We start from the raw sequence: 14778 nt of genomic DNA, 5'->3' as shown, positions 1-14778 counted from the left end.
GTGGGGCGATCGTTGGATCCAGGTCGAGCCGATCGATCTATCCGATCGATGGGGGTCACCGGAAAACGCGCGCAATGTCGCGGCAAGCTGGGCACCGAAGAGGTGCCAGCCACGCCGCCATTCATTATGCAGGGTGCTTGGCCAGATACGGCATCGCTCTTAAGAACGGCCCGTGGAATCGAAGAGCGAGAAATCTGCGTTAAATACTATCACGGACGGCGCCGAGTCGCTCGCAAAAGGCACCGGCGTTCTGTCCGCGATCAGGTTTGTGCAACACATGATCGGCCAGTCGCCGCATAGCCTGCTTGCTGTTTTACTGCATGCGTACGCCGAAATCGTATACCCGCCCATCGATATGACGTTTGGACGGCTGGCCAACGTCTTCGGGCTTGAGTTGTATACGGCAACAAAAGACCTGATTGTCTTCTACTTCATCTTCGTCGGGATTTTCTATCGCGCGCTGTCCGGTTCAAGCCTTAGCGTGCCACACTGCGCGAACGAGCGGGTCAAGATTTTTGCGCTAGCCCTGATCTGGCCAATTGGCATTTTCGCGCTCATTCCAATGTGGGTTTTCGCCAGGGTGTTTCCGGAAGATGCCGAAGCGTTCGATTTTCTCACTCACGGTTTGATGCGGGAGGCTCTTTTCGTCGTCGCCATCATACTTTTTGCCTGCGTCGGGACGGCGGCCGGAATCTTGTAATAAAACGGGCGCCGGCGTTTAACGAATCGGCGCGGGCCGCCAGCGTGAACATTTCTATTTGTTGCCCGTTGGGCGTATGCGTGAGCACGAACCACCGGGGCCGTTAAATGGCGAAGCAGAAGTCGGACGATCCCGAAGTAAAGCCGTTCAAGGGCCCGGCGGGCGGCTGGGGATCGCTTCGGTCGGTCGCCGAAATCCTGCCGCGCGAGCGTGTTTCGCCGGAAGTAATCCGGGAACTGGCGCGGCAGAACAAGCCCGAGGGCTTCGCCTGTGTCAGTTGCGCCTGGCCGAAGCCGGCCGATCACCACCCAGCCGAATTCTGCGAGGAAGGCGCCAAGGCGACCGCGTGGGAACTGACCTCGCGGCGGACGACCCCGGCCTTCTTCGAAGAGCATACGCTGAGCGAGCTGCGTAGCTGGCGCGATTACGATCTCGAACAGCATGGCCGGTTGACGCATCCGCTGCGTTACGATTCCGCGACCGACAAATACGTCGCGTGTTCGTGGCAGGATGCGTTCGCGGAGATCGGCGATCGGCTCCGGCCGCTCGACCCCAAATCGGTGGTTTTCTATTCGTCCGGACGCATGAGCTTGGAAGCGTCGTACATGTACGGGCTGATGGCGCGGATGTACGGCAACCAGAACCTGCCCGACAGTTCGAACATGTGCCACGAATCGACCTCGGTCGGGCTGAAGGCGGCGATCGGCGTGCCCGTCGGCACCACGCAACTGGCCGATTTCGAACAGTGCGACGCGATATTCTTCTTCGGCCACAATGTCGGCTCGAACGCGCCGCGCATGCTTCACGATCTGCGCTCATGCCGCAAGCGCGGGGTCGAGATCATTACGTTCAATCCGCTCAAGGAGCGCGGATTGGAACGCTTCACCGACCCGCAAAACCCGTTCGAGATGGCGACGCTCAGGGAAACCGCGATTTCGACGCAATACCATCAGGTTAAGGCGGGCGGCGACATCGCGGCGATGATGGGGATCGCCAAGTTCCTGGTCGAATGGAACGACACGGCGGTGGCGAACGGCGAAAATCCCGTGCTCGATCTCGATTTCATCAAGGCGCATACCAGCGGGTTCGGCGAATTCGTCGGTGTCGTGCGCGCCGCCGAATGGGTCGATATCGAGCGCGAGTCCGGGTTGGCCAAGGCCGAGATCGAGCAAGCGGCGCGCGTCTACGCCACATCCAAGGCGGTGATGGCGATTTACGGCATGGGGCTGACCCAGCACGTAAAGGGCGTCGAGAACGTCCGTATGGTCGTCAATCTGTTGCTGCTACGCGGCAATATCGGCCGACCGGGAACGGGGCCGACCCCGGTGCGCGGTCATTCCAACGTGCAGGGCCAGCGCACGGTCGGGATCACCGAGAAGACCGAACTGGTCCCGGTCGACAAGCTTGAAGAGCAATACGGCTTTACCGCGCCGCGCGAGAAAGGGCTCGACACGGTCGAGGCGTGCCGCGGGGTGATCGACGGGTCGGTCAAGGCGTTCGTTGCGGTCGGCGGCAATTTCCTGCGCGCGGTGCCCGAGACGGCGGCGATGGAGGAAGCCTGGCCGCGGCTAGACCTGTCGGTGCAAGTCGCGACCAAGTTGAACCGCAATCACCTGTTTCCCGGCAAGGTCACCTATCTGCTGCCGTGCCTCGGGCGGATCGAGCAGGACGTTCAGGCGAGCGGGCCGCAAGCCGTGTCGGTCGAGGATTCGACGAGCTGCATCCATGGATCGCGCGGCAAGGCCAAGCCGGCGAGCGAGTTTCTGTTGTCGGAACCGGCGATTGTGGCGGGGATCGCCAAGCAGATCCTGCCGCCTAATCCGAAGGCCGATTGGGATGCCTGGGTCGCCGATTATGCGCTGATCCGCGACGCGATCGAGGAGACGTATCCGCTGATATTCAAGGACTATAACCAACGGCTGTTCACGCCCGGCGGGTTTTGGAAGGGCAACAAAGCCGCCGAGCGGATCTGGCAGACCCCGAGTAGGAAGGCCGAGTTTTTGGCGCCGAGTGGTCTTTCCGCGACAGGGTTCGCGGACGAACAGGGGCGGTACCGGTTGATGACGCTTCGCTCGAACGACCAGTTCAACACGACGATCTACGGCTATCACGATCGTTTTCGCGGGGTGAAGGGAACGCGCGACATACTGTTCATGCACGCCGCCGACATCGCCGCTGCCGGGCTGCGGGAAGGCCAGATCGTCGCGCTCGAAAGCGATGCCGGCGACGGCAAGCTGCGGCGCCGCGACGGATTGATCGTCACGCCATATGCGATCCCGCGCGGGTGTCTCGGCGCTTACTATCCCGAGTGCAACGTGCTGATGCCGGTCGAGCATCATGCCGAGGAGAGCCACGTCCCCGCAGCCAAATCGGTCCCCGTCAGGATCGCAGCCTGAGCACGGACGAACAGCCGGGATCGGTGCGCCGTTCGCTGTCGCGCATCGGCCCGGACGGCAGCAACGTCGCGATCGAGCGGGATATCGCGATCGAAACACCGGTCGCGCTGGAGTTCAACGGGATCGGCTATGCCGTGTTGATGGCGACCCCCGCCGACCTGCACGATCTTGCGACGGGGTTCTCGTTATCCGAGCGGTTGGTTGACCGCGCGGAAGACATTCTCGACATCGACGAGCATCGCATGAGCGAGGGCATCGTCGTTCGTGTCACGCTCGCGGCAAATGTCGCCGACCGAGTGCTCGACCGCGTGCGGCATCGCGCGTCGGATTCGTCGTGCGGGCTGTGCGGGATCGAAAATCTCGAGCAGGCGGTTCGTCCGCTGCCATCCATCCGGACCAAGTGGCGCGGCAATGATTCTGCGATATTTCGGGCGTTGGCCGAACTCGATTCTGCCCAACCGCTCAACCACGCCACCCGCGCGGTCCACGGCGCCGCGCTCTGCTCCGAACAAGGCGAGGTCAGGCTGGTTCGCGAAGATGTCGGTCGGCACAACGCGTTCGACAAACTGATCGGCGCGATGCTTCGGACCCACGTCTCGTGGGAAGGCGGATTCGCGTTGCTGACCTCGCGCTGCTCGTACGAACTGGTCGAAAAGGCGGTGTTATCAGGCTGTCCGATGCTCGCGACGATCTCGGCACCGACCAGCCTAGCGATGGATCACGCCGCCGCCGCCGGCCTGCCGCTCCGCGTGCTGGCGAGGCCCGACGCGGTGCTGGCGATGGCGACATGAGCCGCGTGCTGGGGGCCGTCCTTGCCGGCGGTCGATCGCACCGCTTCGGCAGCGACAAGGCCAATGCGCGGCTCGACGGACGCCGCCTGATCGACCGGGCAATCGATGGTCTGGCGCCGCAAGTCGATGCGGTCATCGTCTGCGGTCGCGAGGTGCCAGGATATGTTAGCGTGCCGGACTGCCCTGCGGCGGACCTAGGGCCATTGGGCGGGCTCAATGCCGCGATGCATTATGCCCGCGAGCACGACTTTGAGACCGTCGTCGCGGTACCGTGCGACGTCCCTTTTTTACCGAGCGATCTGGCCGTTCGGCTGGCGAGTGCCGGAGCGTCCGCTTATTTGCCCAATCTCCCGGTGATCGGTCGTTGGCCGTCATCGCTGGCGGCGTTGCTGGACCATCATCTCGCGACCTCGGCGGACCGCTCGATGCGGTTCTGGGCGACGGTAGCGGGCGCGCATCCGGTCCACGCCGGTGAGCTCGCGAACGTGAATACGCCAGCCGACTTGCACCGCATAGCGTCCGGCTCCTCCCCGCTCTGAGTGACTTCGGTCTATTGGCTTGCGTCGGCGGCGTTCCTGCCCGAAAAGTTTTGGTCACGAAAAGGGGCGAACATGAACAAGCTCGGTTGGGTCGCGGCAATTGGATTGATGGTCGCGGTAGCGGCGTCCGCGCAGACTCGCTCGGCGCACCCCGCCGCCGATGCGCAGGCGCTCGATCTCGCGATGCGCGCCATCGCGCTGCGCTCGGTCGCCGGGCCCGGTAACAGGACCCCCGAGGTCGCGGCGCTGTACAAGGCGGCGCTGGTCGCCGGCGGGTTTGCCGATCGCGATGTCGAGATCACGCGCGTCGATGACACCGCCTATCTGATCGGCAGCTGGCCGGGGACCGACCCCAAGCTCAAGCCGCTGGTCATTTCGGGCCATATGGACGTGGTCGAGGCCAAGCCGTCCGACTGGCAGCGCGATCCGTTCACCCCGGTGGTCGCGAACGGCTATCTGTTCGGCCGCGGTGCGACCGACATGAAGCTCGACGGCACGATCGCGATCGCCGCGCTGACCGAGCTGCGCCGCCAAGGCTACAAGCCGCGCCGCAGCATCGTGATCGAATTTTCGGGTGACGAGGAAACCCGGATGAAGACCTCCGGAATCATCGCGGAGAAACTCAAGAACGCCGACCTCGTGCTCAACATCGACGGCGGCGGCGGCGTGCTCGACGAAAAGACCGGTAGACCTGAATATTTCACCTGGCAGGGCGCCGAGAAGACCTATGCCGATTTCGAGATAACGGTGACCAATCCCGGCGGCCATTCGTCGGCGCCGCGCCCCGTCAACGCGATCGTGCAGATGTCGCGCATTCTCGACCGGATCGGCGCGTACCGCTTCACGCCCGAGCTGAGCCCGCTGACGCGCGCTGCGCTGACCGCCGCCGCGCCATACGAGGAGCCCGCGATCGGCAAGGCGCTGCTGGCGTTCGTCGCCGACCCGACCGATCAGCAGGCGATCGCCACGCTCGTCGCCAATCCCGCGACGGTCGGGCGGATCGGCACGACGTGCGTGGCGACGATGATCAACGGCGGCCATGCGCTCAACGCCTTGCCGCAAAAGGTCACGGCGAACATCAACTGCCGCATCTTTCCCGGCCACAAGCCCGCGGAGATCATGGCGGAGCTGCAGCGCGTCGGCGGCGATCCCGGCGCAACATTCAAGGACGTCACCGAAGGATCCGTGCCCAATGATGCATCGCCGATGCGCGCCGATTTCATCGCCGCGATCACCAAGGCGATGGGACGGATTTACCCGGGCGTGCCAGTGTTTCCGAGCCAGGCGTCGGGCGCGAGCGACAGCATGTGGTTCCGCTATCATAACGTGCCGAGCTACGGCGCCAGCCCGACCTTCCTGAAGGAATCGGACGATTTCAGCCACGGCCTCAACGAGCGCACCCCGGTGATGAACATCGCGCCGGGCATCACTTATTATCTGTCGCTGTTCGCCGACCTGTCGAAATAGCCGAGTGGCGGGGGTGGCGAGCGACGGATCGTGGATGGCGGCGACCGGCCGCTATCCACCGCGGCTGGTCGAGGCGGCGCTGGCGCTCAACGACAATGCGCTCCACGTCGCCGAGCCGTTGCTCAAGCAGCATCTGCAGGATGACCCGTTCGACGTCGCGGCGATCCGCATGCTGGCCGAGCTCGCCGGGCGGATCGGGCGCTACAAGGATGCCGAAAGCCTGTTGCGGCGCGCGGTCGAGCTGTCGCCCGGCTTCACCGCGGCGCGCGCCAATCTGGCGCTGGTGCTTTACCGGCTCAACCGCCCGGCGGAGGCGATCGAGCAGCTAGAACGGGTCGTTGCCGAAGATCCCGACAATCCCGGCCATGCCAACCTCCAGGCGGCGGCGCTGGGCCGTGTGGGCGATTTCGACGAAGCGATCCTGCTTTACGACCGCGTCCTGCGCGATGCGCCGGACCAGCCGCGCGTATGGATGAGTTATGGCCATATGCTCAAGACCGTCGGCCGCCGGCAGGAAGGGGTCGACGCCTATCGTCACGCAATCGACCTGACCCCGGCGCTGGGCGAGGCGTGGTGGAGTCTTGCCAACCTCAAAACGGTCAAGTTCGACGACGACGACATGGCCGCGATGGAAGCGGCGCTCGCCGCGCCGGGGCTGTCGGACGAGGACCGGTTTCACCTCGATTTCGCGCTCGGCAAGGCGTTCGAGGATCGCGGGCAGGCCGAGCCGGCGTTCCGGCACTACGCCGCGGGCAATGCGCTGCGGAAGACTAGGCAGGTCTATGACGCCGACGAGACCGAGCGCTTCGTCGATCGCAGTATCACGCTATTCTCCGCCGATTTCTTTGCCGCGGGCGCCGGCCTTGGCTGCGACGCGCCCGACCCGATCTTCATCTTGGGCATGCCGCGCGCGGGATCGACGCTGGTCGAACAGATCCTGGCGAGCCACGGCCGAGTCGAGGGCACGACGGAGCTGCCAGACATTCCGGCGCTCGCGCGGCGCGACGCCAATTATCCCGACGGGGTCGGTCATTTTACCGGCGAGACGCTGCGCGCGCTGGGCGAGGAATATCTCCGGCGCACGCGCATCCAGCGCCGCACCGACCGGCCGTTGTTCATCGACAAATTGCCCAACAATTGGGCGCACGTGCCGCTGATCCACCTGATCCTGCCCAACGCGAAAATCATCGATGCGCGGCGGCATCCGCTCGGCTGCTGCTTTTCCAACTTCAAACAGCATTTCGCGCGCGGCCAGGCGTTCAGTTACGACCTGTCCGACCTGGGGCGTTACTATCGCGACTATGTGCGTTTGATGGCGCATGTCGACGCGATGCTGCCGGGGCGCGTTCACCGCGTGATCTACGAGGACATGGTCGATCATACCGAGCGCGAGGTGCGCGCGTTGCTCGAATATTGCGGACTCGATTTCGAACCGGCGTGTCTCGCGTTTCACGAGACCGAGCGCGCGGTTCGGACGGCAAGCTCGGAACAGGTTCGCCAGCCGATCTTCCGCGACGCGACCGAGGCGTGGAAGCCGTTCGAGCCGTGGCTCGCTCCACTCAAGGGTGCGCTGGGCGATGTGCTCGATCCCTACCCCGCCGTGCCCGCGGCGTTTTCGTTGTAATTTCGCAACGACTCTCAAGCTTTGTATTGCCGGGCTAAAACACTTCCTTGACGATTGTTGCGTACGCGAACAGTTTGAGCGCAACAAACGATTAAAGGGGCTCTACGAAATGAAACCCTTGTACCGTCGTGCCGCCCTGTCGGCCCTGCTCGCATCCGCCGCCTTGGTCGCCTATCCGGCCTTTGCCCAGACCGCGCCGCCCGCCGCCGACGCGCCGGCGCCGCAGACCGACGACCAGAACGGCAGCGATATCGTCATCACCGCGACCAAGCGCTCCGAAAGCTTGCAGAACGTGCCGATCGCGGTCTCCGTTCTGACGACCAAGAAGCTCGACGACCTCAACATCACCAACTTCTCGCAATATGCCCAGATGCTGCCCTCGGTGTCGTTCCAGGCGCTGGGCGGCACGCCGGGGACCAACGTCGTCTACATGCGCGGCGTGGCGTCGGGCGGCGACGGCAACCATTCGGGATCGCTGCCGTCGGTCGGGGTCTATCTCGACGAACAGCCGGTGACGACGATCGGCGGGAACCTCGACGTCCACATCTATGACATCGCGCGGATCGAGAGTCTGTCGGGCCCGCAGGGCACGCTGTACGGCGCGTCGTCCGAAGCCGGCACGATCCGCATCATCACCAACAAGCCCGATACATCGAGTCTGTACGGACGGATCGATCTTGAGGGCAACAAGGTCAGCAAGGGCGGCTATGGCGGCAAGGCGGAGGGGATGATCAACATCCCGCTGTCGGCCAGCATCGCGTTTCGCGGCGTCGCCTTCTACCAGCGCGATGCCGGCTATATCGACAACGTTCCGGGCACGCGCAGTTTCGACGTGTCCGCACCGCTCGCACCGCTCGCAGCCGGCTACACCGGGACGGTGAACAACTCTGCCTTCGTCAAGAAGGACTATAACGACACCGAGATCGCCGGCGGCCGCGCCGCGTTGAAGGTCGACCTCGACAGCAATTGGACGATCACGCCGAGCATCATGGTTCAGGACACGCGCAGCCATGGTTCGTACGGCTACGACCCGCGGCTAGGCGATCTCAAGGTCCAGCACTTCTTCCCCGAATTCCGCCGCGACCGCTTCTGGCAGGCCGGGCTGACGATCGAGGGCAGGCTGGGCAATTGGGACCTGACCTATGCCGGTGCGTATCTCGACCGCAAGGATTACGCGTCGAGCGATTATACCGATTATGCCGAGGCATACGACAATCTCTATTCCTCGGTCGGCGGTATCGCCGGCTATTTCTATTTCCGGAATGCGGCGGGCAATACAATCGACCCGCGCCAGAAGGTGATCGGTACCGATCACTTCAAGAAGATGAGCCAGGAATTCCGCGTCGCGTCGCCCTCGACCAACCGCTTCCGGATCGTCGCCGGTCTATTCTATCAGCGTCAGTCGAACGACATTCATCAGGATTATCAGGTGGCCGGTCTGGCGCCGTTGCTGTCGGTCAACGGATCGCCGGGAACATTGTGGCTGACCCAGCAGCATCGCGTGGACAAGGATTACGCCATGTTCGGGGAGGCGAGCTTCGACCTCACCCCAACGCTGACCTTCACCGCCGGCGGTCGCGCGTTCATCTACGATAACAGCCTGATCGGGTTCTTCGGTTTCGGGCGGAATCCGGCGTTCAACCAGCTCACCGGTGGCCCGCCGCCCAACGCCGCTTATTCGACGCGCACTGGCGTCGCGGGATGCTTTACCACGAGTGGCGTGCGCCTGCGCGATGCCCAGCTGGTGGGGCAGGCGAACACGACGTTGTTGCCGGCTGCGGTCGCCGGCAGCCCGTGCACCGATCTTGGCGTGTATTCGGGTGGGACGATCCTGCCGGTGAAGGCGTCGGGGCAGGGGGTCACCTATCGCTTCAACCTGAGCTGGAAGCCGGTCAGCGGCGTGCTGCTGTACGGCACGATGTCGCGTGGGTTCCGTCCCGGCGGGATCAACCGACGCGCCGACGTCGCACCCTATGCAGCGGACTTCCTGACCAATTACGAGGTCGGCGGGAAGTTCACCGGGTTCGGCGGCAAGTTCCGCTTCAACGCGGCGCTCTATCGGCAGGATTGGAAAAAGTTTCAATTCTCGTTCCTCGGCCAGAACAGCTTCACCGAGATCCATAACGGGCCCGACGCGCGAATCTGGGGCGCCGAGTTCGACAGCGCGCTGACGCTCGGGCCACTCAGCCTGACGGCTTCGGGGTCGTACACCGATGCCAAGACGACCAAGAATCTGTGCATCGTCGACGATCCGACCTACACCTGTACCGGCGCGGGCAATCTGGTGTCGGCGCCCAAGGGAACGCGGCTGCCGGTGACGCCGCAGGTCAAGCTGAACGGGTCGGCGCGCTACTCCGTGCCGATGGGCGGGGCGAAACTCTACGGCCAAGCGGTGGTGGCGTATCAGAGCTCGGCATCGACCGACATCCGTACGGCGGTGTTCGAAACCTTCAGCGGCAACGTCATCAATCCGGCGGCGCAGCTGGGCCGACTGCCTTCCTTCACGACCGCCGACTTCGCGATCGGCGCGGAATGGAGCAAGTTCAGCCTGGAGCTTTATCTGCAGAACGCGTTCGATGCGCGCGGGCAATTGTCGCGGTTCCAGGAATGCGGCAGCTGCGGCCAGCGGCCGTACATCGTGCCGATCACGCCACAGACGATAGGGCTACGGTTCGGCGCGAAGTTTTAGCGGCGCTTCATCGGCCGGCTCAGGGCGACCGATGCACTTGTTCTAACCGGCGTGAACGAGACCGGGGCGTTGAAACTGGTCCGCGGGCGCCGCTGCCGCGTCGCGCCGCACGCGCCGGCGCAATAGTATCACGGCGAGCGACATCAATGCGGCGTTGGCCTGGGCGACATGGAGCGCTTGGATCGCGACGCTTCTTTCAATCCGCTCGACTGCCTCGCGCAGCGGAGCGATCAGGTCTTCGGGATTCTCCACCACGCCAAATGCAGTTACAATCAAGCTTGTGTCGGTAATCGCGACTGTCACCGGCGCACTGTCCACGCCCCACGGCAGTACCGCGAACAAGCTGCGATCGCCCCTATAGTCCAATACCACCTCGACCTTGAGCCCCGGCCGGCCATCGCAATCGCTCGCGCCCGCATGCCATCGTGCCGAGCGGGCATCGATCGCCAGCGGGGTGAGGCGTACCTGGTCAGCGACCCGCGCCAGCGCGTCACCACCCGGCCCGTCGATTTCGTCCGCGTTCAAACAGTCGATCGCGTGCCGCGCGCGCGCGCCTATTACGGGCACGACCGGGTTACCCAGAAGCGGTGTGGATGCAGCTCCGGCAAATTGGTTGTGAGTGTCGATCAACATTGGCCCAACCCCGAATGTATGTTCCGCGTTTGGCGGTCGGAGAGGAATTGACGTCGAGGCGCTGCCGAAAAAGTTAACCGTATGCATTAACCATACTAAGTGTTGAGCCAATCCATCGGAATGTTCATCCATGTGGATGAATTCGGGTGTGCAGAGCTCCATCTCCGTTTTCCCGGGCGGCGTCCAAGGCGACGGTCAATCCCCGCCCCGGCGTTCGCCCGACGTCACTTCCGTGGACCCGCAACGCGTGCCACAGCGCACACTGCCGTTTACTTCTCGTTAACTATTCCCTTTCATGAAATGGTAATGGGGGAAGCGTCGATGTCGCGCATAAATTTGTGGCTTCGAAGTCCCGCACTTCTGCTCCCCGCAACCTATGGCGTATTGTTTGTCGCGTGCTGGCTTGGCCTCGGCTGGTCCCGCGACGCACAGAAAATCGCGGCGCTGTGGCTGCCAAACGCCATTCTCGTGATCATCGTCCTGCGCGCGCGGGGCTGGACGATGCCCGCGTTCCTGATGGTCGGCTGGTTGGCGAACGTTACCGCGGGGCTATTGGTCGGCAGCCCTCCGGCTCGAATTGCCAGTTTCGCTGCAATCAACACGATCGAGGTCTTGGCGGTGTGTTGGGCGTTACGCCGCGCGCGCGTCGATCACCCCGACTTCGGCAACATTCGCGATTTGACGTGGTTCGCCGTAATCGCGGGATGTTTCGTTCCGCTCGTCTCTGGTCTGCTGGCGACGACGCTGCGCCTTGCCCAGCTCGGGCGCTTCGAGCTCAGTGCCTGGGCAGCTTGGTCTCTCGCGCACGGGCTTGGCATGATGGTCGGCGCCGCGCTGATCATGATCTTCATCGATGGCTGGCAGAGGCGGCACCAGCTTACCCATCGTTTGGCGCGCGAAGCGGTCCTTATCCTCGGCCTCACGCTGATTGCCGCTATCTGGGTATTTGCCGAGGCACAGATCCCGTTATTGTTCCTCGTCTGCCCGCTCGTGCTCATTGCCGCGTTCCGGCTGGGCTCGGTCGGCACCGCTGCGTCCATCGCGCTGATGTTGGCAGTGGCCTTTACCGTTACGACGCGCGGCGTCGGTCCGGTCACTTGGATCCATGGCGATCTTCCGACCAGAATCCTCGTCGTCCAGGCATTCGTTGCGGTGAATTTTACGATCGGCCTGCCCGTCGCCGCGGTGCTGGCCGGCGTGGCGCGGACTCAGCGCGAGCTTCATGCCAGCCGCGATTTCGCGCGATCGATGCTCGACAATCTGCGTGAGGTGATTTTCCGCACCGATCACGACGGGCGCTGGGTGTTCCTGAACGACGCGTGGGAGCAATTGTCGAAATACAGCGTCGCCGACAGTCTCGGCCAATATGCGATGCTTCACATGCATGACGACGATCGTGAGCAGGCGATGGCGTTGTACGAGAGGATCGTCAGCGGCGAGATCGACGAATGCCTGGTCGAAGTGCGCTTACATTCGGCCGATGGCGCCATTCATAACATCGAAGTCAGCAGCCGCGCCCTGCACGACGATGGCGGGCGCTTTGCCGGCACGATCGGCAATATTCGCGACGTTACCCAACGCCGTGCGGCCGAAACCGCATTGCGCGAAAGCGAGACACGCTTTCAAACGCTCGCGGCACTGTCGCCAGTCGGCATCTTTCGCACCGATGCGCTGGGGTATGGCAATTACTTCAATGCCGCCTGGTCGGAGCTGACCGGGCTGGCCGACGAGGAAGCCGCCAGGAACGGGTGGCTCGCCGGCCTGTCGGAAGCCGACCGTGATCGCGTCAAGGCTGTGCGCGCCACGATGATGAGCGACCGTCAGACCCGCCGCGGTGAGTTTCGGTACACGCGGCCCGATGGCACGGTGGTGTGGATCGACAGCATCAGTACACCCGAAGTCGACGTGGACGGCGAGATTGTCGGGCATATCGGCATCGCACTCGATATCACCGACCGCAAGAATGCGGAGGAATTGCTGGCGCAAAACGGCGCGCTGCTCGAATTGCTCGCCAACAATGCGACCGACGCGGTCTTCCGTCTCGATCTCGACGGAACCTGTCTGTACGCGTCGCCGTCGGTCAAGGACATCATCGGCGTCGACCCAAAGTCGTTGCTGGGCCAGCAAATGCTTGATCGCTTCCATCAGGAGGATGCCGGCCACGCGCTAGAGGCCTATCGGTCGCTGGCGCGCGGCGAGGTGGACCGGATGGTCACCGCTTACCGCGTCGATTCGATCAGCCGACCGGGGACCTGGCCGTGGCTAGAGGCGCATTGCGGGCTTGTCCGCCACCCTGGCACCAATCAGCCGCAGGAGATCATCGCATCGATCCGCAACATCTCCGAACGCAAGCAGCTGGAGATCGAACTCGCCGCCGCGCGCGATGCGGCGGAAAACGCCGCCGACGCCAAGGCAACCTTCCTCGCCAATATGAGTCACGAAATCCGGACGCCGATGAACGCGGTGATCGGGTTTATTGAATTGCTGCTGGCCAGCGAGCTAGACGCCGAGCAACGGCGGCAGGCAACGCTCATCGCCGATTCGGGCTGGGCCATGATGCGCCTGCTCAACGATATCCTCGACGTCTCCAAGATCGACGCGGGCCAGATGCAGATGATTCGCGAGCCGGTTGATCTGCGCCATGAATTGTCCGCCTGCGTCAAGCTGATGGAGCCGATCGCGGCGTCGAAGGGCATTATCCTGTACAGCGACATCGACGACGATTTGCCCGATCTGGTGATTGGCGATGGCCTGCGGATTCGCCAGATCGTGCTGAACCTGGTGGTCAACGCTCTGAAATTCACCGAAAAAGGTTCAGTGACGATTTTCGGTGGAGTGCTCAAAACCGCGGACGGCGAGCAACTCGAGATCGAAGTGAGCGATACGGGCGTCGGTATCGCGCCCGATCGCCAGGCCGCGATCTTCGAGCAATTCGTCCAGTCAGACGTGACGATCGCACAGCATTTTGGCGGCACCGGGCTTGGCCTGACGATCAGCAGCCAGTTGGCCAAGCTGATGGCGGGCGATCTGACGCTGGACAGTACGCCCGGCACGGGAACCAGCTTTTTCCTGCGACTGCCGCTCGAGGTCGCGCCCGCGCGGCCGGCCCCCGCCGCCGCCTTGCCTGCTCCGACTGTCATCACCGACGGCGTCCGTGTGCTGGTTGCAGAGGATAATGACGTCAACCAACTATTGCTGACCGCAATGCTCAAGCGTTTCGACTGTGACGTCGTAGCGGCGACCGACGGCGAGCAAGCAGTGACCGCGGTCCTCGATGCCGCGCGCGACGGCGAGCCGTTCGATCTGGTGCTAATGGACGTTCAGATGCCGAATCTCGACGGGATAGAAGCAACACGGCTGATCCGCGCTGCGGGAATTCAACCCGACCAGCTACCGATCGTTGCGCTGACGGCCAATGCTTTCGCCGACAGCATCAGGGCATGTCTCAACGCCGGCATGCAGGATCACTACTCGAAACCGTTGACGCTAGCCGACCTCGAAGCCGCCTTGGCGCGGTGGGTTCCTGACGCGGCTAGTCGGAGCGAGCCGCAGGGCGACGTGTTGATTGACGGTGGCGCGCGCCTTTAGACGCGCTTGATCCAGGTCCTGACCACAAGGCGCCCGAGTTCGGCCTCGTCGAGCGGTTCGTCGAAACATATGCCTAGTTCCCGGGCTTTCGACCAAACGACGTATCCACTGAGAAGTCGCATCTCCGGGATCTCCAGGATCATGGGCGTGTCGACCGGTAGATTGACCGCAACGCGAAGCCGGGCGCCCTTGGCCGACAAATCCACCAACGCAGCCTTGAACACGCCGCGTTGCGGGCAACTGACGGTCACGGTGGTGGCGGTCGGGTACCTGCGGCCGCGCGGAATCCAGCGGTGCACGTGGGCAACATATTTATCCAAGTCCAAAAGGCCGTGCATTTAATCGCATCCT

General features: G+C 63.4%; 10 protein-coding genes. 8 read left to right on the top strand and 2 right to left on the bottom strand.

The window, feature by feature from the left end; genetic code table 11:
* The first annotated feature begins 172 nt into the window (after positions 1-172).
* From JWM94_RS07655 to JWM94_RS07625, 7 genes are all read left to right on the top strand, one after another.
* Positions 173-700 (top strand): hypothetical protein, encoded by a 528-nt coding sequence (locus tag JWM94_RS07655; RefSeq protein WP_299424517.1) that lies wholly within the window; start codon positions 173-175, stop codon positions 698-700.
* A gap of 107 nt (positions 701-807) precedes the next feature.
* Positions 808-3096, top strand: coding sequence for an FdhF/YdeP family oxidoreductase (locus JWM94_RS07650; RefSeq protein WP_299424514.1), 2289 nt, complete (start codon positions 808-810; stop codon positions 3094-3096).
* 23 nt (positions 3097-3119) lie between these two features.
* Complete coding sequence (gene fdhD, locus JWM94_RS07645; protein WP_299424511.1) at positions 3120-3887, top strand: formate dehydrogenase accessory sulfurtransferase FdhD; 768 nt, start codon at positions 3120-3122, stop codon at positions 3885-3887.
* A complete protein-coding gene (locus tag JWM94_RS07640; protein ID WP_299424508.1) occupies positions 3884-4426 on the top strand; it encodes a molybdenum cofactor guanylyltransferase in 543 nt (180 codons plus the stop codon). Before fdhD ends, JWM94_RS07640 begins: the two co-directional genes overlap by 4 nt.
* A 72-nt stretch (positions 4427-4498) precedes the next feature.
* Positions 4499-5893 carry a M20/M25/M40 family metallo-hydrolase gene (locus JWM94_RS07635; protein WP_299424505.1) on the top strand — a complete coding sequence of 465 codons (1395 nt, stop codon included), beginning with the start codon at positions 4499-4501 and terminating at the stop codon, positions 5891-5893.
* 34 nt (positions 5894-5927) lie between these two features.
* A complete protein-coding gene (locus JWM94_RS07630; RefSeq protein ID WP_299424587.1) occupies positions 5928-7517 on the top strand; it encodes a sulfotransferase in 1590 nt (529 codons plus the stop codon).
* 109 nt (positions 7518-7626) lie between these two features.
* Positions 7627-10206 carry a TonB-dependent receptor gene (locus JWM94_RS07625; RefSeq protein WP_299424502.1) on the top strand — a complete coding sequence of 860 codons (2580 nt, stop codon included), beginning with the start codon at positions 7627-7629 and terminating at the stop codon, positions 10204-10206.
* Between the two features lie 42 nt (positions 10207-10248).
* Here JWM94_RS07625 and JWM94_RS07620 read toward each other — a convergent pair whose 3' ends face one another.
* Entirely contained in the window at positions 10249-10839 is a 591-nt protein-coding gene (locus JWM94_RS07620) for a hypothetical protein (RefSeq protein ID WP_299424499.1), read from the bottom strand.
* Positions 10840-11160: 321 nt separating this feature from the next.
* On the opposite strand from JWM94_RS07620, the gene JWM94_RS07615 reads away from it, so the two are divergent.
* The gene (locus JWM94_RS07615) at positions 11161-14427 is read left to right on the top strand and encodes a PAS domain S-box protein (RefSeq protein WP_299424496.1); all 3267 of its coding nucleotides are present in this window, start codon (positions 11161-11163) and stop codon (positions 14425-14427) included.
* Here the strand turns inward: JWM94_RS07615 and JWM94_RS07610 are convergent.
* On the bottom strand, positions 14424-14765 hold the full coding sequence (locus JWM94_RS07610) for a PilZ domain-containing protein (RefSeq protein WP_299424493.1): 342 nt from the start codon (positions 14763-14765) through the stop codon (positions 14424-14426). The genes JWM94_RS07615 and JWM94_RS07610 overlap by 4 nt on opposite strands.
* Positions 14766-14778: the final 13 nt, after the last annotated feature.

The sequence above is a fragment of the Sphingomonas bacterium genome, from assembly GCF_028289855.1.
Lineage (GTDB): Bacteria > Pseudomonadota > Alphaproteobacteria > Sphingomonadales > Sphingomonadaceae > Sphingomonas.
Note: the sequence above shows the minus strand (reverse complement) of the source record. Positions and strands in the feature narration are given on the sequence as shown.

Excerpts from the sequence above, each read along its gene's own strand:
- JWM94_RS07650 (WP_299424514.1), top strand. The coding sequence starts at position 808 with ATGGCGAAGCAGAAGTCGGACGATCCCGAAGTAAAGCCGTTCAAGGGC.
- JWM94_RS07640 (WP_299424508.1), top strand. The coding sequence starts at position 3,884 with ATGAGCCGCGTGCTGGGGGCCGTCCTTGCCGGCGGTCGATCGCACCGC.
- JWM94_RS07635 (WP_299424505.1), top strand. The coding sequence starts at position 4,499 with ATGAACAAGCTCGGTTGGGTCGCGGCAATTGGATTGATGGTCGCGGTA.
- JWM94_RS07630 (WP_299424587.1), top strand. The coding sequence starts at position 5,928 with ATGGCGGCGACCGGCCGCTATCCACCGCGGCTGGTCGAGGCGGCGCTG.
- JWM94_RS07625 (WP_299424502.1), top strand. The coding sequence starts at position 7,627 with ATGAAACCCTTGTACCGTCGTGCCGCCCTGTCGGCCCTGCTCGCATCC.
- JWM94_RS07620 (WP_299424499.1), bottom strand. The coding sequence starts at position 10,839 with ATGTTGATCGACACTCACAACCAATTTGCCGGAGCTGCATCCACACCG.
- JWM94_RS07615 (WP_299424496.1), top strand. The coding sequence starts at position 11,161 with ATGTCGCGCATAAATTTGTGGCTTCGAAGTCCCGCACTTCTGCTCCCC.
- JWM94_RS07610 (WP_299424493.1), bottom strand. The coding sequence starts at position 14,765 with ATGCACGGCCTTTTGGACTTGGATAAATATGTTGCCCACGTGCACCGC.